This is a genomic window from Pseudomonas sp. MDT2-39-1 (genome assembly GCF_054898085.1).
In genome coordinates this window covers 3,718,574-3,741,382 of sequence record NZ_CM142716.1, presented here as the reverse complement: position 1 = coordinate 3,741,382, position 22,809 = coordinate 3,718,574, and the positions used below count along the sequence as shown (strand labels likewise).

The window sequence follows — 22,809 nt, the reverse complement described above, 5'->3', positions numbered from 1 at the left end:
CAGGAAAATCAGATTTGCCCTACTTTTTTAGAGATTTATCCTTCAATAATCTGTGTGTTTGGCTACAGACATTTCCCTCAAACCCACCACCAATCCCCTTGTGGGAGCGGGCTTGCTCGCGAATGCGATTCCACATTCAGCATTGATGCAAGCTGACCCACCGCTTTCGCGAGCAAGCCCGCTCCCACAAGGATCTTCAACATCTCGGGATTTGCGTAACCAAAAAAAACGGCCCGCCTCCAAAGGAAGCGGGCCGTTTTCATGTTCGGCGAAAGGTCAGAGCCTCAGCTCATTCCCATCACTTGTTCAGGCGGAAATCAGCCTCGGCAGCAGCGAAGCGCTGAAGCATGCCGGAAGTCGGCGAGCCCAGTTTGCTGACGAAGTAGATCGCCAGGCTGGCGAAGATGAAACCAGGGATGATTTCGTACAGACCCAGCAACTCGAAGTGTTTCCACACGATCACGGTGATCGCGCCGACCAGGATGCCGGCCAGTGCGCCGTTGCGGGTCATGTCTTTCCAGATCACGGAGATCAGGACAACCGGACCAAAGGCAGCACCGAAACCGGCCCAGGCATAGCTGACCAGACCCAGAACGCGGTTTTCCGGGTTAGCGGCCATCGCGATGGCGATCAGGGCAACCAGCAGCACCATGGCGCGACCAACCCAGACCAGTTCAACCTGAGAAGCAGTTTTACGCAGGAAGGTTTTGTAGAAGTCTTCGGTCAGGGCGCTCGAGCACACCAGCAACTGGCAGCTCAGGGTGCTCATGACGGCAGCCAGAATGGCCGACAGCAGTACACCGGCAATCCATGGGTTGAACAGGATTTTGGCCAGTTCGATGAACACGCGCTCTGGGTTTTCGGTCACAGGACCGGCCAGCTCCGGGTGCGCCGAGAAGTAAGCGATACCGAAGAAACCTACAGCGACGGTGCCGCCCAGGCACAGGATCATCCAGGTCATGGAGATACGACGAGCGTTAGCGATCGACTTGACCGAATCCGCCGCCATGAAACGCGCCAGAATGTGCGGCTGGCCGAAGTAGCCCAGGCCCCAGCCCATCAGCGAGATCACGCCGATGAAGGTGGTGTTTTTCAGCATGTCGAAGTTGCTTGGATCTTGCGCTTCGATGGCCAGGAACGTGGTGTCGACGCCGCCGGTGGCCAGCAGCACGATGATCGGCGTCAGCAACAGGGCGAAGATCATCAGCGTGGCTTGTACGGTGTCAGTCCAGCTGACTGCCAGGAAACCGCCGACGAAGGTGTAGGCAATCGTCGCCGCAGCACCGGCCCACAGCGCTGTCTCGTAGGACATGCCGAAGGTGCTTTCGAACAGACGGGCGCCGGCCACGATGCCGGATGCGCAGTAGATGGTGAAGAACACCAGGATCACGACGGCAGAGATAATCCGCAGCAGACCGCTTTTGTCTTCGAAACGGCTGGAGAAGTAATCCGGCAGGGTCAATGCATCGCCGTTGTGTTCGGTCTGCACACGCAGACGGCCGGCGACGAACAGCCAGTTCAGGTAAGCACCGACGATCAGGCCGATGGCGATCCAGCTTTCGGACAGGCCGGACATATAGATGGCGCCCGGCAGGCCCATCAACAACCAGCCGCTCATGTCGGAGGCGCCGGCGGACAATGCAGTCACGACGCTGCCCAGGCTGCGGCCACCCAGAATGTAGTCAGAAAGGTTGTTGGTGGAGCGATAGGCCATGAAGCCGATCAGCACCATTGCTGCGATGTAGATCACGAACGTGATCAGTGTTGGATTGCTTACGCTCATTAAGTTACGCCCTGGCTTTGTTTTTATGTAGCGGCGGCTGGTGAACCGCGCGCAAACGACGACGTTTGACAGACGATTTCAGGTCCCGCGCATTTATGACTGATGTTTCCCCAGGAAAGCCATCAGCCGGTACACCTGTCTTTTATGACCGGTTGCACCTTGGCCGCGAATGCTATTCAACAAAGCAAATAAGGTGCAACCTGTTTCGTGAGAATAAGTTGCACCTAGTCGGATTTATCTGAAAAAACCCTGTTTTTGCTCCCTTTTAGGGCAGTCCTAACGGTTTTCTAGAATTAAAAGCACCTAGCAGGTGCGGTACGTTCGTACCGGAATTTATTTCCTGACGAGCTGCTTATTATTCCGACAAAAAAAGGGTTGCACCCGGTTGCACCTCGACGGTTGCGCGGCTAATCTTGCCGCCAGCTGATGCCACGCGGTCGTGGCAAACATGAGGATAAAAATATGGCTACCACCACCCTTGGGGTCAAACTTGACGACCCGACCCGCGAGCGCCTCAAGGCTGCCGCGACCTCAATTGATCGCACGCCGCACTGGCTGATCAAGCAGGCAATTTTCAATTACCTGGAAAAACTCGAGGGTGGTGCAACCCTGACCGAGCTGAACGGTTTGACCAAGGATTCCGACGACATCGTCGATGCGCCTCTGGATCACGCCCACCAGTGCTTCCTCGAATTCGCCGAAAGCATCCTGCCGCAATCGGTACTGCGCGCCTCGATCACCGCCGCCTACCGTCGCCCGGAACCTGAAGTGGTGCCGATGCTGATCGAACAGGCGCGCCTGCCTGCTGCGATGGCCGAAGCCACCAACAAGCTCGCCTCCTCGATTGCCGAGAAGCTGCGCAATCAGAAGAGCGCCGGCGGCCGTGCCGGAATTGTTCAGGGCCTGTTGCAGGAATTTTCCCTGTCGTCCCAGGAAGGCGTAGCGCTGATGTGCCTCGCCGAAGCGCTGCTGCGCATTCCGGACAAGGGCACCCGTGACGCGCTGATCCGCGACAAGATCAGCACGGGCAACTGGCACCCGCACTTGGGCAACAGCCCGTCGCTGTTCGTCAACGCCGCGACCTGGGGCTTGTTGCTGACCGGCAAATTGGTTGCCACCCATAATGAAGCAGGCCTGACGTCGTCCCTGAGCCGCATCATCGGCAAGAGCGGCGAGCCGATGATCCGCAAGGGCGTCGACATGGCCATGCGCCTGATGGGCGAGCAGTTCGTCACCGGCGAAACCATCGCCGAAGCATTGGCCAACGCCAGCAAGTTCGAAGCCAAGGGCTTCCGCTATTCCTACGACATGCTGGGTGAAGCCGCACTCACCGAGCACGACGCCCAGAAATACCTGGCCTCGTACGAACAAGCCATCCACTCGATCGGCAAAGCGTCCCACGGTCGTGGGATTTATGAAGGCCCGGGCATTTCCATCAAGCTCTCGGCACTGCACCCGCGTTACAGCCGTGCACAGTACGAACGTGTGATGGACGAGTTGTACCCGCGCCTGTTGTCGCTGACCCTGCTGGCCAAGCAATACGACATCGGCCTGAACATCGACGCCGAAGAAGCCGACCGCCTCGAGCTGTCGCTGGATCTGCTGGAGCGCCTGTGCTTTGAGCCGCAATTGACCGGCTGGAACGGCATCGGCTTCGTGATCCAGGCTTATCAAAAGCGTTGCCCGTACGTGATCGACTATGTGATCGACCTGGCTCGCCGCAGCCGTCATCGCCTGATGATCCGTCTGGTGAAAGGCGCGTACTGGGACAGCGAAATCAAGCGCGCCCAAGTCGAAGGCCTGGAAGGCTATCCGGTCTACACCCGCAAGGTGTACACCGACGTTTCCTACATCGCGTGTGCTAGAAAACTGCTATCGGTCCCGGAAGTCATCTATCCGCAGTTTGCCACGCACAACGCCCACACCCTGTCGGCCATTTACCACATCGCCGGTCAGAACTATTACCCCGGTCAGTACGAGTTCCAGTGCCTGCACGGCATGGGTGAACCACTGTACGAACAGGTTGTAGGCAAAGTTTCCGAAGGCAAATTGAACCGTCCGTGCCGCGTGTACGCACCGGTCGGCACTCACGAAACGCTGCTGGCGTATCTGGTGCGTCGCCTGCTGGAAAACGGTGCGAACACTTCGTTCGTCAACCAGATAGCCGATCAGTCCATCTCGATTCAGGCGCTGGTGGCCGATCCAGTGGCCAGCATCGAGCAGATGGCGACGCTGGAAGGCGGCTTCGGCCTGCCGCACCCGCGTATCCCGCTGCCGCGTGATCTTTATGGTGCCGAGCGCGCCAACTCCAGCGGCATCGACATGGCCAACGAACATCGCCTGGCTTCCTTGTCCTGCGCTTTGCTGGCCACTGCTCACAACCACTGGAAAGCTGCGCCGATGCTCGGTTGCGCGTCCAGCTCCGAAACCCCTGCGCCAGTCCTCAACCCGTCCGATCTGCGTGACGTGGTTGGTCACGTGCAGGAAGCGACCGTCGAAGACGTCGACAACGCGATCCAGTGCGCCCTGAACGCCGCACCGATCTGGCAGGCCACCCCGCCCGCCGAACGCGCCGCGATTCTGGAACGTGCCGCCGATCTGATGGAAGGCGAGATCCAGCCGCTGATGGGCCTGCTGGCTCGCGAAGCCGGCAAGACCTTCGCCAACGCCATCGCTGAAGTGCGTGAAGCCGTGGACTTCCTGCGTTACTACGCAGTGCAGGCTCGCAACGATTTCACCAACGACGCCCACCGTCCATTGGGTCCGGTGGTGTGCATCAGCCCTTGGAACTTCCCGCTGGCGATTTTCAGTGGCCAGGTTGCTGCTGCCCTCGCCGCCGGTAACCCGGTGCTGGCCAAGCCTGCGGAACAAACCCCGCTGGTGGCGGCTCAAGCCGTGCGCTTGCTGCTCGAAGCCGGGATTCCGGAAGGCGTGCTGCAACTGCTGCCGGGCCGAGGCGAAACCGTCGGTGCCCGCCTGGTCGGCGACGATCGGGTCAAAGGCGTGATGTTCACCGGTTCCACCGAAGTTGCGCGTCTGTTGCAACGCAACGTCGCCGGCCGCCTGGATGCACAGGGTCGTCCGATTCCGCTGGTCGCTGAAACCGGCGGCCAGAACGCGATGATCGTCGACTCCTCGGCACTGACTGAACAGGTTGTGATCGACGTGGTGTCCTCGGCCTTCGACAGCGCCGGTCAACGTTGCTCGGCACTGCGTGTGCTGTGCTTGCAGGAAGATTCCGCTGACCGTGTCATCGAAATGCTCAAGGGCGCCATGGCTGAATGCCGTCTCGGCAACCCAGAGCGCCTGTCCGTGGACATCGGCCCGGTGATCGACGCCGAAGCCAAGGCCGGCATCGAGAAGCACATCCAGGCCATGCGCGACAAAGGTCGCAACGTGTACCAGGTGGCGATCGCCAACGGCGAAGAAGTCAAACGCGGCACCTTCGTGATGCCGACCCTGATCGAACTGGAAAGCTTCGACGAACTGCAACGGGAGATTTTCGGTCCGGTGCTGCACGTGGTTCGTTACAAGCGCAAAGACATCGATCAACTGATCGGTCAGATCAACGCTTCCGGCTACGGCCTGACGCTGGGTGTGCACACCCGGATCGACGAGACCATCGCCAAGGTGATCGACAACGTCAACGCCGGTAACGTCTACGTGAACCGCAACATCGTGGGTGCCGTGGTTGGCGTGCAGCCGTTCGGCGGCGAAGGTTTATCGGGCACGGGGCCTAAGGCGGGTGGTCCGCTGTACCTGTACCGTCTGCTGTCGACACGTCCTACGGATGCAATCGAACAATCCTTCGCTCGCGGTGATGCCATCGCTGCCCCGGACGTTCGTCTGCGTGATGCCATGAGCAAACCGCTGACCGCACTGAAAGCCTGGGCCGACAGCAACAAGTTTGCCGACCTGAGCACCCTGTGCGTGCAGTTCGCGGCGCAATCGCAAAGCGGCATCACCCGTGTACTGGCTGGCCCGACCGGTGAGCGCAACAGCTACGCCATCCTGCCGCGCGAACACGTGCTGTGCCTGGCAGAAGTCGAAGGCGATCTGCTGACTCAACTGGCGGCGGTGTTGGCCGTCGGCGGTTCGGCGGTGTGGCCGGAAGCTGAATTGACCAAGGCACTGTTCGCACGTCTGCCGAAGGACATTCAGGCGAAGATCAAACTGGTTGCCGACTGGGGCAAGGACGAAGTGGTGTTTGATGCGGTTCTGCATCATGGCCATTCCGATCAGCTGCGTGCGGTGTGCCATCAAGTGGCCAAACGTGCCGGAGCGATTGTTGGTGTACACGGCCTATCGCAGGGCGAAACCAGCATTGCGCTGGAGCGTCTGGTGATCGAGCGGGCGTTGAGCGTTAACACCGCTGCGGCGGGTGGTAATGCCAGCTTGATGACGATCGGCTAAACGCAATAAGGCCGGGCATCCGCAATGGGCGCCCGGTACGCAACCCCCCTGTGGGAGCGGGCTTGCTCGCGAAAGCGGAGTGTCAGTCGACATCAACATCGACTGTTACACCGCATTCGCGAGCAAGCCCGCTCCCACAGTTGTTTTGTGGTGTCTGCTAAGTCGCTGCGCGGCTCCACCATCACGCTCATCAATCATCCTGTTCAGCCTTTATTCCCACGCCTAGACTCGGTCCATTCCAAAAAAGGTAGGCCGCCATGTCCGAGACGTTGCTCAGTTCCCGCAATCTGGCTTTCGAGCTGTATGAAGTCCTCGATGCCGAAGGTCTGACCCAGCGTGAGCGTTTCGCCGAGCACAACCGCGAAACCTTCGATGCCGCCATCGGCACTGCCCGCAACATCGCCGAGAAGTTCTTCGCCCCGCACAACCGCAAGGGTGACGAAAACGAGCCGCGCTATGAAGACGGCCAGGCGATTCTGATTCCGGAGGTGAAACCGGCGGTGGATGCCTTCCTTGAAGCCGGTTTCCTCAACGCCGCGCGCAGTTTCGACGCCGGCGGCATGCAACTTCCTACGCTGTTGTCCCAAGCCTGCTTCGCGCACTTTCAGTCGGCCAACGCAGCGTCGACCTCTTATCCGTTCCTAACCATGGGCGCGGCGAACCTGATCGAAAGCTTCGGCACCGAGGAGCAGAAACAGCGCTTCCTGCAACCGATGATCGATGGCCGCTTCTTCGGCACCATGGCCCTGACCGAGCCGCATGCTGGCTCGTCGCTGTCGGATATTCGTACCCGCGCAGAGCCTGCGTCTGACGGCACGTATCGACTCAAGGGCAACAAGATCTTCATCTCCGGCGGCGATCACCCGTTGTCGGAAAACATCGTGCACATGGTGCTGGCGAAATTGCCGGACGCACCGGCCGGGGTGAAGGGTATTTCGCTGTTCATCGTGCCCAAGTTCCTAGTTAACGACGACGGTAGCCTGGGCAAACGTAACGACGTGCTGCTGGCCGGCTTGTTCCACAAGATGGGCTGGCGTGGCACTACCTCCACCGCGCTGAACTTCGGCGATAACGGCGAGTGTGTCGGCTACCTTGTGGGCAAACCGCACCACGGCCTGAGCTACATGTTCCAGATGATGAACGAAGCGCGGATCGGCGTCGGCATGGGCGCGGTGATGCTCGGTTACGCCGGTTATCTGTATTCCCTGGAGTACGCCCGCGAGCGTCCGCAGGGTCGCGTGCCGGACAGCAAGGACCCGAACACTGCGCCGGTGGCGATCATTCAGCACGCCGACGTCAAACGCATGTTGCTGACCCAGAAAGCCTACGTCGAAGGCTCGTTCGATCTTGGGCTGTACGCGGCACGGTTATTCGATGACACCACGACCCTTGAGACTGAAGCCGAGCGCAAACAGGCCCAAGAGCTGCTGGATTTGCTGACACCGATCGTCAAATCCTGGCCGTCGGAGTTTTGCCTGAAGGCCAATGAACTGGCGATCCAGATTCTTGGCGGCCACGGTTACACCCGCGAATATCCGGTGGAGCAGTACTACCGCGACAACCGTTTGAACCCGATTCATGAAGGCACTCATGGCATTCAGTCGCTGGACTTGCTGGGACGTAAACTGGCGCAGAACGGTGGTTCTGGGCTCAAGCAACTGATTCGACTGATCGCCGACACTGCTGAGCGAGCGCAGGCGCATGAGTCGTTGACCGCGCTGCGTGAACCGCTGGAGAAACTGGTGGCACGCCTGCAAACAGTGACGATTGGTTTGCTGACGGATCTGGGGCAAGGCAAGGTCAACAGCAGCCTGGCGAACTCGGCGCTGTACCTGAAGGTGTTCGGGCACACGGTGATTGGCTGGCGCTGGCTGGAACAGGCGATTCGCGCCGAGGAAGGGTTGGCCAAGGGTAATGCGGCTGATGCGAGCTTCTATAAAGGCAAGCTGCAGGCGGCGCGGTATTTCCTGACGTGGGAAGTGCCGGGTTGCCACCATGAGCTGGCGATTCTTGAGGCGCGGGATGATGTTTGTTTGAACATGCAGGATGAGTGGTTTTAACCAAAGCCTTGTGGTGCTGCTGCAATCCTTTCGCGAGCAAGCCCGCTCCCGAGGGTGTAATTAGTTTTGTGTAAACGGTCATTTGGCAGGAGACTGCCTACCCCAAGGAAATCCAATGACCGAGTCAAAACCCAAGCGAGCCAAACGAGTCAAGCCTGATCCTGAGCTGGTTAAACTGGCCGACAGTCTGTTGGCCAATTACAAAAAGCCCGAAGATCTCATCGGCGAAAACGGCCTGCTCAAACAGCTCACCAAGATGCTGGTCGAGCGGGCCCTTGAAGCCGAGATGACCGAACACCTGGGGCACGACAAAAGCGCGACGATCACCAACACCGCCGCCAATGCGCGCAACGGTCACAGCGGTAAAACCCTGAAGGGCGACTTCGGCGAACTGCCGCTCGACATCCCTCGCGACCGGCAGGCGTCCTTCGAGCCGCAGTTGGTGGCCAAGCATCAAACCCGCTGGACGGGCTTCGATGACAAAGTCATCTCGCTGTACGCTCGCGGTTTGAGTGTCAGAGAAATTCAGGCGCACTTGCAGGAAATGTACGGCACCGAGGTCTCTCCCAGCCTGATCTCGGCGATTACCGACGCGGTGAGTGATGAGGTCAAACTCTGGCAGGCGCGGCCGCTGGACGCGCTGTACCCGATCCTCTATCTGGACTGCATTCACGTCAAAGTGCGCGATGCCGGCGCCGTGCGCAACAAGGCGGTTTATCTGGCCATCGGCGTCAACATGGCGGGTCACAAAGAGGTGCTGGGCTTGTGGATCGCTCAAACCGAAGGCGCAAAATTCTGGCTGCAAGTGGTGACCGAACTCAAGAATCGGGGCGTGCAGGACATCTTCATCGCCTGCGTGGACGGCCTCAAAGGCTTCCCTGAGGCGATTGAAACGGTTTACCCAAAAGCCGTCGTTCAGCTGTGCATCGTGCACATGGTGCGCAACAGTTTGAACTTCGTATCGTGGAAACGGCAGAAGGAAGTCGCGGCTGACCTCAAGCTGATTTACACCTCGGCCACCGCCGAGCTGGCTGAGCAACGGCTCTGCGAATTTGAAGCCAAATGGGACGCCGAGTACCAATCGATCAGCCTGTCATGGCGACGAAACTGGGCTCGGGTGATTCCGTTTTTTGACTATCCAGCCGAAATTCGCAAGGTGATCTACACCACCAATGCCATCGAATCGATCAACATGAGTCTGCGTAAAGTGATCAAAACGCGTGCGTCATTTCCGACCGACGAGGCGGTGATGAAGCTGTTTTATCTGGCGCTGAACAACATCAGCAAAAAGTGGACAATGCCGATCCGGGACTGGAAAGCGGCTTTGAATCGCTTCAGTATCCAGTTTGAAGATCGGCTGTTAACGGTTTAATAGAAATCCCGTTTACACAAAATCAGGGACACCCTCCCGCTCCCACACTTGATCTGCGGTGAACACATAATTTGTGGACACCAGAAATCAAATGTGGGAGCGGGCTTGCTCGCGAAGAGGCCCGCACCGACAACACATCAACTCAATTTGAAACTGCCCATCTGCCGCGCCAAATCATCCGCCAACCGCTGCAAAGTCTTACAATCCTCTCTGCAAGCCCTGACTTCACCCGCCGTCGCCCGAGCCAAATCCGAAATCCCCTGCACATTGCGATTGATCTCTTCCGTCACCGCCGACTGCTCTTCCGTGGCCGTCGCCACCTGATGGTTCATGTCGCTGATGCGCTCGACCTGCCCGGTAATCGCTGTCAGTGACGCTCCGGTGCGCTGGCTCGACTCGACGCCGGTGCCCGTCGCTGCTTGCCCGGAATGCATGGAGGAAACGGCATTCTCAGCGCCCTGCTTGAGGCTGCCGATCATCTGCTGAATCTCGTCGGTGGACGCCTGAGTCCGCCGCGCCAATGTCCGCACTTCATCCGCCACCACTGCAAAACCACGTCCCATGTCGCCGGCCCGCGCGGCTTCGATGGCCGCGTTCAGTGCCAGTAAATTGGTCTGCTCGGAGATCCCTCGAATCACCGCCAACACCTGATCAATCGACGCCACCTGATTGGCCAGCTCGCCCACGGCGCCCGCCGCGATGCCGATTTCATCGGACATGCTTTCTATATGCCGGATCGAACCACCGACCACTTCCCGTGCCTGCATGGCTTCATCGCGAGCATTCTGCGAAGCGACGGCGGCATTGCCCGCGTTCTGGGCGATTTCCTGCACCGTCAGGCCCATTTCGTGGACTGCCGTGGCAACCATGTCGGTCATTTCCTGCTGACGACCAGAACGTTCCGCAGTGTTATCCACCACCCGCGCTACCTGCCCGACGGCGGTGCGCAATCTCTCGCTCGTGGTCAGCACATCGCCAATCATTTCGCGCTGACTGTCGAGGAATCGATTGAAGCCGCGCGCCAGGTCACCCAGCTCATCGGCGCGGCTGGAATCTAACCGGTGGGTCAAATCTCCCCCACCGCTACCGATGGCTACCAGCGCGGCTGTTACCTGACGGATCGGCCGCACCAACCCACGGGCCAGCAAGACCACCAACATCAGACACACCAGTGCCACCGCCAGGCCAATGCCGCTGCTCATCCACATGGCGCGACGGGCTTCGGCGTAGATCTGCGACTGTGGCACTTCGGCCACCAGGGTCCAGCCCAGATCCCGCAATGGCAGGCTCAATGCCAGAAAATCTTCGCCTTCGCGGGTAAAACCGCTGCTGATGGCGGACGCTTTGGAGGTAGAGAGCTGACCCATGACCGTTTGCGCCGCCGCGGCACCGATTTGCTCGGCCAACGTGCGTTTACCACTGAATTGCGCCTCGGGATGAACCTGGATCAAACCGTCGGAACGCACGAGATAGACCTTGCCGCGCTCACCGAAGTTGAAGTTGTGGATCAACTCCGACAGCTCTTTCATGCTCAGGCCAAGCCCGGCAACGCCCACGACTTTGCCGGCCTGCTCGACTTTGAGGTCGATGAACAGCGCCAGTTCTCCGGTCGCGGTGTCATTGTCGATATTGAGGGTGCGCGGCTGGTTGCTGTCGAGGAATGCGTAGAACCAGGTGTCTTTGGGGTTGGAACGACTGAGGGTCCGGTCCAGGCCTTTTTCAGTGAAGTAATGGTTTGAAGCCGTGCCGACGATTAGCGCGGTGAACGCCTTGTGTTCAGCGCGGATGCCTTCCAGATACTGCACGAACGCAGCGGTCTGGGTACTGCTTTCACCCCCGGCCAACCAGTCGCGCACCATGCTGTTGCTGGCGATGTCCTTGGCGGCGGTGAGGGGTTGGACGAGGATTCGTTCGATGTCGTTGCGCATCGCTTTGATGCTCGACGGCAGTGCCTGTTCGACCAGATAGCTCTGGGCGAGACGGTTGACCACGAGGGTATAAATGCCAACCACGATCAGGATGCTGACCAGCAGGGCAGTGCCCATACTGAGGATCAACTGCCATTGAATACTGCGTCGCCAGAACTGCATGGAACACCCCCAAAGAATAAGAGGCTGAAACACTGCAACAGCCGTGCCGATTGTATACAACTAAACCGACAATCTATTCTTTGGTTGTGCGCAAAGCCGATCAGGCCTGATTGATCGTCTTGGAGATCACTTCAACCGTGGCGCTGACTTGCTCTTGGTAACGGTCGAGTTCCTGCTGGTGCTGTTTTTGCATTTCGATCTGCTGGGAACACAGATTCATCGCGGCCAGCACCAGCAAGCGGTCACCGATCAGCGTCGGGTACTTCCTTTTGGTGTCGGCCAAGGCAGCTTTCAACATCATCGCGGCGTCCAGCAGGGTTTGCTCTTCCCCGGCCGGCGCCTTGATCGAATAGTCCTCCCCCAGGATCGAGACGACTTTTACCCCTGCGGCGCCGTGATTCATGCGCTGACCGGGCCGGCGCTGACGCGCTCAACCAGGGCCTGGATGCGAGCCGCGGTGGCGCCTTGTTTCTCTTCCTGTTCCATCAGGCTCAGCTGCAGGCTTTCGCTTTCATCCTTGGCCTGGGCCAGTTCTGCACTCAGGGTCTGGTTAGTGCCGAGCAGCGTCTGGTTCTGTTGCACCAGGTCGTTGACCAGCTGTTCCAATTGGCTAAGGGATGCTTCCAACATTTTGATTTTCCAAGCATTTTCAAAGGGCGCGTACGATAAAGAAAAGTCACCACGGATGCCAGGGTTATTCAGGCGCAGCCCTTGATTTTCCTGGCGGGTGACCGTCCTCGCGAGCTCTAAAGACTGTGATTGGCGAATCTGGTTCCTTCACTTCGTCGCCCGATTTTGTAGGAGCGAAGCTTGCTCGCGAAGGACGTTAACGATTACGCGGGCTGTCTGGATGAACCCGCTGCCTGGATATTTTTCGCGAGCAAGCTTCGCTCCTACAGAAAACAGCCTTTCTGCGACAAAAACGCGCAGGCGCTCAAGACTTTAGTCGCATGACCGATAAGTCACTCATACGTCAGCTTCAGCGCCGCACGGGTGCGCTCACTTTGGTAAACAGCATGTCCCTTCGTAATATGAATATCGCACCGCGGGCGTTCCTCGGTTTCGCCCTGATTGGCGGTTTGATGCTGGTTTTGGGTGTGTTTGCCCTGAACCAGATGAGCAAGATTCGCGGCGCAGGCGAGAACATCGTCCAGAGCAGCGTGCCGAGCATCAAGGCGCTGGATGAGTTCACCCAACTGACGCTGCGTCTGCGGGTCCTGTCCTATCGCCTGTTGACCAACCGCGAACCGGACGTTCAGCAAAAGACCATCGAGCTGTTCGACCAGCGCAATCAACAGATCCGTGCCGCTCAGACTGAGTATGAAAAGTTCATCTCCAGCCCTGACGAGCGTGCGGCTTACGACCAGTACGTGCAGTTGCTTGGCCAGTATCGTCAGCTTGAAGACCGGATGAAGAGCCTGTCGCGCAACAATCAGATGGAAGAACTGCGCACCTTGCTTAACACCGATCTGCTGAACAACTCTGAAGCCGTCAACGCCGTGCTCAACCGCCTGATGCTGATCAACAACCAACAAGCGGTCGACCTTAACCAGCAGGCAGCTGATCAGTATTCCTCGGCGTTCAACCTGGTCGTCACCCTGCTGGTGATCGCCTCCGGGCTGACCGTGCTGTTCGCCTGGCTGCTGACCAACAGCATCACCAAGCCGATCGCCAATGCCCTGAGCGCTGCCGAAGAAATCGCCGAGGGCAACCTGACTCGCCCGATCACCGTTGATGGCGAAGACGAAGCCGGCCGCTTGCTGCTGGCCATGTCGAAGATGCAGGACAAGCTGCGCGACACCCTGCAACGAATTTCCGGTTCGGCCACGCAATTGGCGTCCGCTGCGGAAGAGTTGAACAGTGTCACCGACGAAAGCGCCCGTGGCCTGACCCAACAGAACAACGAAATCGAACAGGCCGCCACCGCGGTCAATGAAATGACCAGCGCCGTGGAAGAAGTCGCACGCAATGCCGTCAGCACTTCCGAAGCCTCGAAAAACGCCACCACCTCGGCCGGTGACGGTCGTGACTTGGTGCAGGAAACCGTCAGCGCCATTGAACGCATGAGCGCCGATGTGCAGAGCACCGCGACCTTGATTGGCGATCTGGCCAATGAATCCCGTGACATCGGCAAGGTGCTGGACGTGATACGCGGCCTGGCTGACCAGACCAACCTGCTGGCATTGAACGCAGCGATCGAAGCTGCGCGTGCCGGTGAAGCCGGGCGTGGTTTCGCGGTGGTGGCGGATGAGGTTCGTGCACTGGCGCATCGCACTCAGCAGTCGACCAGCGAAATCGAACGCATGATTGGCAGCATCCAGAGCGGTACCGAACACGCGGTGGATTCGATGCGTAACAGCACCGAACGCGCCGAATCGACCTTGAACATCGCTCGCGGTGCAGGTCTGTCGCTGGACACGATCAACAGCGCCATCGTCGAGATCAACGAGCGCAACCTGGTGATCGCCAGTGCGGCGGAAGAACAGGCGCAGGTCGCCCGTGAAGTGGATCGCAACCTGGTGAACATTCGTGATTTGTCGGTTCAATCGGCGACCGGGGCGAATCAGACGAGTGCGGCGAGCAATGAATTGTCGCGATTGGCGCTGGACCTGAACAACATGGTTGGGCGGTTTAGCCTCTAAAGAGTCCCCCCAACTCTGTGGCCAGGCGATTTATCTGTGGTGAAGGGATCTTCTGTGGCGAGGGGATTTATCCCCGCTGGACTGCGAAGCGGCCCCCTGCGTTCTTCCAGGCATACCCCGCAAACAGGCCTTGCGACGGCGTCGCCGCCGAACGGGGATAAATCCCCTCGCCACAGATAAAACCCTCGCCACGGTGATTTCAACCGGCTCTGTAGATGTTGTCAGAATTCTATAAAAGCTTTTTGACAGCATCACATTTCAACAGGTTAGAATCGCTGGCACGCAGACTGCATGGTCAGTTTGTGCCCGCCTTTCAGCTTTCTGGAGTACTGCCTTTGAATGCGACGACCATCAACAGCCTGTTCTTGATCGGCGCGTTGCTGGTAGGTGCGAGCATTCTGGTGAGCTCACTTTCTTCCCGCCTCGGCATCCCGATTCTGGTGATCATCCTGGCGGTGGGCATGGCCGCTGGCGTCGACGGCGGCGGCATTATATTTGATAACTACCCAACGGCTTATCTGGTAGGCAACCTCGCACTCGCGGTGATCCTGCTCGATGGCGGCTTGCGCACCCGAGTCTCGAGTTTCCGCGTAGCGCTTTGGCCCGCGCTGTCGCTGGCCACGGTCGGGGTGTTGATCACGACCGCACTGACCGGTTTCGTCGCTGCCTGGCTATTCAACCTGAACGTCATCCAGGGTTTGCTGATCGGCGCCATCGTCGGCTCCACCGATGCCGCTGCGGTGTTCTCGCTGCTGGGTGGCAAAGGCCTGAACGAACGGGTCACCGCCAGCCTCGAAATCGAATCCGGCAGCAACGACCCAATGGCGGTGTTCCTCACCGTTACCCTGATCGACATGCTCGCCAGCGGCCAGACCGGCCTGCACTGGAGTCTGCTTGCCCACTTCGTGCGTGAGTTCGGCATCGGTGCCGTCATCGGCCTCGGCGGTGGCTGGGTCATGCTGCAATTGGTCAATCGCATCAACCTGGCCAACGGCCTCTACCCGATTCTGGTGATTGCCGGCGGCCTGGCGGTCTTCGCCCTGACCAACGCCCTGCACGGCAGCGGTTTCCTGGCCGTCTACCTCTGCGGCTTGGTGATCGGCAATCGTCCGGTGCGCAGCCGCCACGGCATTCTGCACATGCTTGACGGCATGGCCTGGCTGGCGCAGATCGGCATGTTCCTGGTGCTGGGGCTGCTGGTGACGCCTCACGACCTGCTGCCTATCGCCCTGCCCGCTCTGGGCCTGGCGCTGTGGATGATTCTGTTTGCACGGCCGCTGTCGGTGCTGGTCGGCCTGCTGCCGTTCAAAGCGTTCCACGGCCGCGAAAAGGCGTTTATCTCATGGGTCGGATTACGCGGCGCGGTCCCGATCATTCTGGCGGTGTTCCCGCTGATGGCCGGCCTGCCGAATGCCCAGCTCTACTTCAACCTCGCCTTCTTTATTGTGCTGGTGTCGCTGTTGGTGCAGGGCACGAGCCTGCCGTGGGTGGCGAAGCTTTTGAAGGTGACCGTTCCGCCGGAGCCTGCACCGATCTCGCGCTCAGCGCTGGAAGTGCACGTCACCAGCGAGTGGGAACTGTTCGTTTATCGCCTCGGTGCCGAAAAATGGTGCATCGGCTCGCCCCTTCGCGAACTGAAAATGCCCGAAGGCACGCGTATCGCCGCACTGTTTCGGGGCCAGCAACTGCTCCATCCGTCGGGTAGTACGGTGCTCGAAGTCGATGATTTGCTGTGTGTTATCGGCCATGAACACAACCTTCCAGCCCTCGGAAAACTCTTCAGTCAGGCACCGCAACGCGGCCTCGATTTGCGCTTCTTCGGCGACTTCGTTCTCGAAGGAGACGCCCAGCTGGCTGCGGTTGCAGCGCTGTACGGGTTGAAGGTCGAAGGCATCGATCCGGACATGTCCCTGGGCCATTTCATTGCCCAGAAAGTCGGCGGTGCTCCAGTAGTCGGCGACCAGGTGGAGTGGAACAACACCATCTGGACCGTTGCGGTCATGGAGGGGAACAAGATCGGCAAAGTGGGCGTCAGATTCCCCGAAGGAAGTCGCCCGGGTCCGGGACTCTTCCTCTAAACTCCACACTTCGTCTCGTTTTCGATCGGTCTCTATGTCAACCCTGCGCACCTTTTTCATCATCGCCCTGCTGGGCTTGAGTCTTTCTGTCGGTACGTTGCAAGCGGCCGAACCGCCGTCCAGCGAAGCCGTGCAGGCGAGTCTGGACAAAATCGCCGATCGCAAACTGCCGGAAGCGGATCAGAAAGCCTTGCAGAGCATTCTGCAAAGCACGCTGACACAGCTCGGCAACCAGCGTGATTACCAACAAAAGCTGGTCGCACTCAAACAGCAACTGGCCACAGCGCCCAAGCAGAACATCGAGAACCAGCGTGAGCTGACCAAGCTCAAAGCCACCCGTATGCCGCCGGTGCCGCAACGCTACGCCAACCAGTCAATCCAGCAGCTTGAGCAAATGCTCACCGAGCGCTCGACCCAGCAAAGCGACCAGCAGAAGGCGCTGGCGGACGCCAACAGCCTGGTGATTACCGCCCAGACCCGCCCCGAGCGCGCACAGGCCGAAATTTCCGCCAGCCAGACTCGCATTCAACAGATCAACAACATCCTCAAGGCCGGCAAGGACGCCGGCAAAACCTTGAGCGGTGAACAGCGTGACCTGCTGAATGCCGAGCTCGCGGCACTGAATGCGCTGATTCCGCTGCGTCGCCAGGAACTGGCCGGCAACAACCAGTTGCAGGATCTGGGCAATAGCCAGCACGACTTGCTGACCGAAAAGTCCGATCGCCTGGATCAGGAAATCCAGGAGCTGCAAACCCTGATCAACCAGAAGCGCCTGGCCCAGTCCCAGGAGACGGTGACGCAGCAGTCCATCGAAGCGCAGAAGTCCGGCGGCAGCGCGCTGCTGGCCACCGAAAGCGCGGCCAACCTGAAGCTCTCGGACTACCTGCTCAAAAGCACTGACCGCCTCAATGAGGTCACCCAGCAGAACCTGCAGACCAAACAGCAGCTGGACAATGTGACCCAGAGCGATTCGGCGCTGGACGAACAGATCAACGTGCTCAAGGGCAGCCTGCTGCTGTCCAAGATTCTCTATAAACAGAAACAGGCTCTGCCGCGTCTCAAGCTCGACCGCGACCTGGCCGACCAGATCGCCGATATTCGCCTGTACCAGTTTGAAGTGAGCCAGCAACGGGAATTGCTCAGCAACCCGGCGACGTACGTCGATAACCTGCTGTCCACTCAACCGCCTGAGCAAGTCACCCCGCAGCTGCGCAAAAGCCTGCTGGAACTGGCCACGACCCGCGCCGATCTGCTTGAACGCCTGAACCGCGAACTGAGCGCGGTACTCAATGAATCCATCACCCTGCAACTCAATCAGAAACAACTGCTCAGCACCGCGCAAAGCCTGCGGGCGACCCTCGATGAGCAAATGTTCTGGATTCCCAGCAACAAGCCGCTGGACCTGGAATGGATGCGCGCCGTACCGGAGCGCCTGCAACGCCAGGTCACCACACTGCCATGGGCTTCCAGCCTGAGCGAACTGAGTGATGGCCTGACCCAACGGCCGCTGCTGTTCCTGCCGTTGGCGCTGTTGATCGGTGCCCTGCTGTGGCGGCGTAAAAGCCTGTACGCCCGACTAAGCAAAGTTCACCAGGACATCGGCCACTTCAAGCGTGACAGCCAGTGGCACACGCCGCAGGCCATCCTGATCAATATTCTGCTGGCAATGCCGGTCTCGCTGGGCCTGGCCTTGTGCGGCCTGGCCTTGCAGATCGACGCCCGCGGGCAGAACGCCAACATGGGCGCGGCACTGCTGCAAATGGCCCAGGCCTGGCTGGTGTTCTACACCGCTTACCGGATCCTCGCGCCGGGCGGCGTGGCTGAACTGCATTTCCGCTGGGAAAAGCCCCAAGTCGAATTCCTTCAGGGCTGGGTCCGCCGACTCGGGCTGGTGGTGATGGCATTGGTCGCCGTGGTGGCGGTTGCCGAACTGCAACCCGCGACCCTGGCTGATGACGTGCTCGGCCTGCCAGTGGTGCTGACCTGCTACGCCTTGATGGCCTGGCTGCTCAGCCGCCTGCTGATCGCCAGCCCGACGCACCAGAACGCTTCGCTGTTTCGCAAGGCCGTCGGGATCATGTTCACCGTCCTGCCCGTCGCGCTGTTCGTTGCCGTGTGTTTCGGCTACTACTACACCGCGCTGAAGCTCAGTGACCGGTTGATCAACACCCTTTATCTGCTGATGTTCTGGCTGGTGATCGAAGCCACTTTCGTCCGCGGCCTCAGTGTTGCGGCACGGCGCCTGGCCTACCAACGCGCCCTGGCCAAACGCCAGGCCGCCAAAGAGGCTGGCGACGGCGAAGCGGTAATCGAAGAGCCGACGCTGGACATCGAGAAGGTTAACGAACAGTCCCTGCGCCTTATCCGTCTGGCATTGCTTGGCGGTTTCATCGCGGCGCTGTATTGGGTCTGGTCCGATCTGATCTCGGTGTTCTCGTACCTCGACAACATCACCCTTTACGAATACACCAGCGGCACTGGCGCCAACATGAGCATGGTGCCGATCAGCATCGGCGACATGCTCGGTGCGCTGATCATCATCGGCATCACCTTCGCCCTCGCGCGCAACTTGCCAGGCTTGCTGGAAGTGCTGGTGCTGTCGAAGTTGAACCTGGCGCAGGGCAGCGCTTATGCCACAACCACATTGCTGTCCTACGTGATCGCCGGGGTCGGTTTCGTCTCGACCCTGTCGACCCTCGGCGTGAGCTGGGACAAGTTGCAATGGCTGGTGGCAGCGCTGTCGGTCGGTCTCGGTTTCGGGATGCAGGAGATCTTCGCGAACTTCATCTCCGGCATCATGATTCTGTTCGAACGTCCGGTGAGGATCGGCGACACGATCACCATCGGCAACCTGTCGGGCACGGTCAGCAAGATCCGCATCCGCGCCACGACCATCACCGACTTCGACCGCAAGGACATCATTGTCCCGAACAAGACGTTCATCACCGGGCAACTGATCAACTGGTCCCTGACCGACACCATCACCCGGGTGACCCTCAAGCTCGGCGTCGATTACGGCTCGGACCTGGACCTGGTGAAAGAGCTTCTGCTCAAAGCCGCTCGTGACAACCCGCGCGTCCTGAAAGACCCGGAACCCCACGTGTACTTCCTGAACTTCGGCGAAAGCACCCTCGACCACGAGTTGCGCATGCACGTGCGCGATCTCGGTGACCGCAATCCGGTACTCGACGAGGTCAACCGCTTCATCAACCGCGAGTTCAAGAAGCAGCACATCAACATTTCGTTCCGGCAGATGGAGGTTTACCTCAAGAACCTTCACGGCCAGGAATACAAAATGGTGCCGATCGAGCCGGAAGCCAAAACCATCGTGCCGCTGCTGGATGGCAAGTCGCCCCTTGAGCCGCCGCCCGCCAAGCTCGACTAACCGCCCTATCCCTAGCAGAATGCTCGGACATTCTGCTGGAGATGGCCGTTGAAAGCCCTCGACGAACTGACCTTCGATAATCGCTTCGCCCGCCTGGGCGATACGTTCTCCGCCCATGTGCTGCCCGAGCCCATCGACAACCCGCGTTTGGTGGTGGCCAGCCCTGCCGCCATGGCGCTGCTCGACCTCGACCCGGCCGTGGCGCAAACCCCGGAGTTTGCCGAGCTGTTCAGCGGCCACAAACTCTGGGCCGACGCGGTGCCTCGGGCGATGGTCTATTCCGGGCATCAGTTCGGTTCCTACAACCCACAGCTGGGCGATGGTCGCGGCTTGTTGCTGGGCGAGGTCTACAACGAGGCCGGCGAACACTGGGACCTGCACCTCAAAGGCGCCGGCCAGACACCTTTCTCTCGCATGGGCGATGGACGCGCGGTACTGCGTTCGTCAATCCGCGAGTTTCTCGCCTCCGAAACGCTGAATGCACTGAACATCCCGACTACCCGCGCCCTGTGCGTGATCGGCTCCGATACTCCGGTGTGGCGCGAAAAGCAGGAACGCGCAGCCATGGTCCTGCGCCTGGCGCCGAGTCATGTGCGATTCGGGCATTTCGAATATTTCTACTACACCAAGCGCCCCGAGAAGCAGAAAGAGCTCGGTGAACACGTGCTGGCCATGCATTTCCCCGAGTGCCTGGAACAACCGGAACCCTATCTGGCGATGTTCCGCGAAATCGTCGAGCGCAATGCCGAGCTGATCGCTAAATGGCAGGCGTACGGCTTCTGCCACGGCGTGATGAACACCGACAACATGTCGATCCTGGGCATCACCTTCGACTTCGGCCCGTTCGCTTTCCTCGATGACTTCGACGCCCACTTCATCTGTAACCACTCCGATGACCAGGGCCGCTACTCTTTCAGCAACCAGGTGCCGATTGGTCAGTGGAACCTCAGCGCCCTCGCCCAGGCACTGACGCCGTTTATCAGCGTCGACGCCCTGCGCGAAACCCTCGGCCTGTACTTGCCGCTGTATCAGGCCCACTACCTGGACCTGATGCGCCGCCGCCTCGGTTTCACCACGGCCGAAGACGATGACCAGAAACTGCTGGAGCACCTGCTGCAACTGATGCAGAACAGCGGCGTCGATTACACGCTGTTCTTCCGCCGACTGGGGGATGAATCACCGGAACTGGCCGTCACCCGCTTGCGCGATGACTTCGTCGACATCAAGGGCTTCGATGCCTGGGCCGAACTGTACGTCGCCCGTGTGGTTCGTGATGGCGAGGTTAATCAGGAGCAGCGACGCAAGCGGATGCACGCAGTCAATCCGCTGTACATCCTGCGCAACTACCTGGCGCAAAAAGCCATCGATGCAGCGGAAAGTGGCGACTATTCAGAGGTTCGGCGACTGCATACGGTGCTGAGCACTCCGTTCGACGAGCAAACGGGGATGGAGAGCTATGCCGAGCGGCCGCCGGAGTGGGGGAAGCATTTGGAGATCAGTTGTTCGTCGTGAGGCGGGTCAGATAAAGACTGCTACCGGCACATTGAATCGCTCGGCCAACCAGCGAATCTGCCGCAGGTTGAGCTGGCGCTTTCCGCTCAGGATCTCGGAAATGACTGACTGTGTGCCGACACCAGGCAGGTCGCTTTGAGTCAATCCATGTTCACGCATCATGTAACCAAGCACTTCGGCACCTGTGGCTTCGGGCATTGGGCGATGCTTGTGATCCCATTCCTCAATCCAGTCACCGATGATGTCCACCAGACTCATCAGAGGATGCGACTCGTCAACTCCGGTCATCTCGAGTAACTCGTCGAGTGCCTGCACCAGCGTGTCATAGTCGTCTTCGTTTTTGGGTTTGCGTAGCAATGGCGATACGAACTCCCAGTGCTCGGCCGCATTTTTGATCAGAACGCTCATGTTCTTCCCTCCTTCCAATTACCGCGGTCATATTCGCGGTGATCCAGCACATGCTTGATGTAGATTTTTTGATGCTGATATCGAACATAGGCGATCAGCCGTAATTTGTTACCGCCAATATCGAAAACGTGAAACTCACCGACCTTGTCGGTTGCGGGAAATGAAGATTTCATTGCCGCAAAATCACTTGGCTTGACACGCTTTACCATTCGATACCACTGGTCCAGTGCACTGGCCGCCTGCGGCCACTTTTCCTTGGCGTCCCATATTCGTTTTTCGGAAAACACTCGCATGCAATATCCTTATCGCATTTTGCTATGGATGAGTTAATCACAGGGATTTTTTATCGCAAGTTGCGATACCCCTAAGCAGACCAACGGTCTCAATCGGATCCTTCTCTCAGCCTAGTTTCACCACCAGACGCTGCACGATTGAAAATATGAGCAAACGTCTCCACATAGCAGTGATCGGCTTCTTTACAGGACCATCCTCATGACCGACCCACTCCTCATCCCCTGCCCCCACTGCAACGGCCTCAACCGCATCCCCGCCGAACGCCTCGACGATCACCCAAAGTGCGGCCGTTGCAAGGCCGAGGTGTTGTTGAACAAGCCGTTCGAATTGAAGCAAGGTGATTACGCCAGCCAGATCAAGGGCGATCTGCCGCTGCTGGTGGACGTGTGGGCGGAGTGGTGCGGGCCGTGCAAGTCGTTTGCGCCGGTGTTTGAGCAGGCGGCGGGTCAATTGGCGGGTAAATGTCGGCTGGCGAAACTGGACAGTGAGGCGAATCAGCAATTGTCGGCGCAGTTGGGGATTCGCTCGATTCCGAGTCTGATTCTGTTCAGGAACGGCCGGGAAGTGGCGCGCCAGAGCGGGGCGTTTCCGTTACCGCAGTTGATGAGCTGGTTGCGTAGCCAGGGGATTTAAGAACACCGCGATTTCAATGTGGGAGCGGGCTTGCTCGCGAATGCGGAGTGTCAGTCAACATTGATATCGACTGATACTCAGCATTCGCGAGCAAGTCGAATCGTCGCACCGCCGCTCCCACATTTGGTGCGGTGACGTT

General features: G+C 59.1%; 14 protein-coding genes and 1 pseudogene. 8 read left to right on the top strand and 7 right to left on the bottom strand.

Annotated features, from left to right (window positions below):
* Nucleotides 1–298: 298 nt before the first annotated feature.
* Nucleotides 299–1,783, bottom strand: a complete 1,485-nt coding sequence (gene putP, locus ACYZTM_RS17735; protein WP_461983771.1) for a sodium/proline symporter PutP — start codon at nucleotides 1,781–1,783, stop codon at nucleotides 299–301.
* 462 nt (nucleotides 1,784–2,245) lie between these two features.
* Here putP and putA point away from each other — a divergent pair, with 462 nt between their 5' ends.
* The 3 genes from putA to ACYZTM_RS17720 all read left to right on the top strand — a co-directional run bounded on the left by putA (nucleotide 2,246) and on the right by ACYZTM_RS17720 (nucleotide 9,628).
* The gene (putA, locus tag ACYZTM_RS17730; RefSeq protein ID WP_461983769.1) at nucleotides 2,246–6,196 is read left to right on the top strand and encodes a trifunctional transcriptional regulator/proline dehydrogenase/L-glutamate gamma-semialdehyde dehydrogenase; all 3,951 of its coding nucleotides are present in this window, start codon (nucleotides 2,246–2,248) and stop codon (nucleotides 6,194–6,196) included.
* Between the two features lie 257 nt (nucleotides 6,197–6,453).
* Nucleotides 6,454–8,256: an acyl-CoA dehydrogenase gene (locus tag ACYZTM_RS17725; RefSeq protein WP_461983767.1), complete on the top strand. Its 1,803-nt coding sequence runs from the start codon at nucleotides 6,454–6,456 to the stop codon at nucleotides 8,254–8,256.
* Between the two features lie 115 nt (nucleotides 8,257–8,371).
* Complete coding sequence (locus ACYZTM_RS17720; RefSeq protein ID WP_461964636.1) at nucleotides 8,372–9,628, top strand: IS256 family transposase; 1,257 nt, start codon at nucleotides 8,372–8,374, stop codon at nucleotides 9,626–9,628.
* A 137-nt stretch (nucleotides 9,629–9,765) separates the two neighbouring features.
* On the opposite strand, the gene ACYZTM_RS17715 is transcribed toward ACYZTM_RS17720, so the two are convergent.
* From ACYZTM_RS17715 to ACYZTM_RS17700, 4 genes and pseudogenes are all read right to left on the bottom strand, one after another.
* Nucleotides 9,766–10,497: a methyl-accepting chemotaxis protein gene (locus ACYZTM_RS17715; RefSeq protein ID WP_461989156.1), complete on the bottom strand. Its 732-nt coding sequence runs from the start codon at nucleotides 10,495–10,497 to the stop codon at nucleotides 9,766–9,768.
* Nucleotides 10,498–10,629: 132 nt separating this feature from the next.
* Nucleotides 10,630–11,673 (bottom strand): annotated as a pseudogene (locus tag ACYZTM_RS17710) (HAMP domain-containing protein); the annotation flags it as partial.
* 145 nt (nucleotides 11,674–11,818) lie between these two features.
* Nucleotides 11,819–12,121, bottom strand: coding sequence for a cell division protein ZapA (locus ACYZTM_RS17705; RefSeq protein WP_131061408.1), 303 nt, complete (start codon nucleotides 12,119–12,121; stop codon nucleotides 11,819–11,821).
* Entirely contained in the window at nucleotides 12,118–12,348 is a 231-nt protein-coding gene (locus ACYZTM_RS17700; RefSeq protein WP_461983765.1) for a hypothetical protein, read from the bottom strand. Before ACYZTM_RS17700 ends, ACYZTM_RS17705 begins: the two co-directional genes overlap by 4 nt.
* A 386-nt stretch (nucleotides 12,349–12,734) precedes the next feature.
* Between ACYZTM_RS17700 and ACYZTM_RS17695 the strand changes: the two genes are divergently transcribed.
* From ACYZTM_RS17695 to selO, 4 genes are all read left to right on the top strand, one after another.
* Nucleotides 12,735–14,360 carry a methyl-accepting chemotaxis protein gene (locus ACYZTM_RS17695; RefSeq protein WP_131061410.1) on the top strand — a complete coding sequence of 542 codons (1,626 nt, stop codon included), beginning with the start codon at nucleotides 12,735–12,737 and terminating at the stop codon, nucleotides 14,358–14,360.
* A gap of 335 nt (nucleotides 14,361–14,695) precedes the next feature.
* Nucleotides 14,696–16,438: a potassium/proton antiporter gene (locus tag ACYZTM_RS17690; protein WP_131061411.1), complete on the top strand. Its 1,743-nt coding sequence runs from the start codon at nucleotides 14,696–14,698 to the stop codon at nucleotides 16,436–16,438.
* 34 nt (nucleotides 16,439–16,472) lie between these two features.
* Complete coding sequence (mscK, locus tag ACYZTM_RS17685; protein WP_461983762.1) at nucleotides 16,473–19,823, top strand: mechanosensitive channel MscK; 3,351 nt, start codon at nucleotides 16,473–16,475, stop codon at nucleotides 19,821–19,823.
* Nucleotides 19,824–19,871: 48 nt separating this feature from the next.
* Nucleotides 19,872–21,335, top strand: a complete 1,464-nt coding sequence (gene selO / locus ACYZTM_RS17680) for a protein adenylyltransferase SelO (RefSeq protein WP_461983760.1) — start codon at nucleotides 19,872–19,874, stop codon at nucleotides 21,333–21,335.
* A 6-nt stretch (nucleotides 21,336–21,341) separates the two neighbouring features.
* Here selO and ACYZTM_RS17675 read toward each other — a convergent pair whose 3' ends face one another.
* Entirely contained in the window at nucleotides 21,342–21,743 is a 402-nt protein-coding gene (locus tag ACYZTM_RS17675) for a helix-turn-helix domain-containing protein (protein ID WP_131061414.1), read from the bottom strand.
* Entirely contained in the window at nucleotides 21,740–22,036 is a 297-nt protein-coding gene (locus ACYZTM_RS17670; protein ID WP_131061415.1) for a type II toxin-antitoxin system HigB family toxin, read from the bottom strand. The genes ACYZTM_RS17675 and ACYZTM_RS17670 overlap by 4 nt, the downstream gene beginning before the upstream one ends.
* Nucleotides 22,037–22,235: 199 nt before the next feature.
* Here ACYZTM_RS17670 and trxC point away from each other — a divergent pair, with 199 nt between their 5' ends.
* Nucleotides 22,236–22,670 (top strand): thioredoxin TrxC, encoded by a 435-nt coding sequence (trxC, locus tag ACYZTM_RS17665; RefSeq protein ID WP_131061416.1) that lies wholly within the window; start codon nucleotides 22,236–22,238, stop codon nucleotides 22,668–22,670.
* The last annotated feature ends 139 nt before the right edge of the window (nucleotides 22,671–22,809 follow it).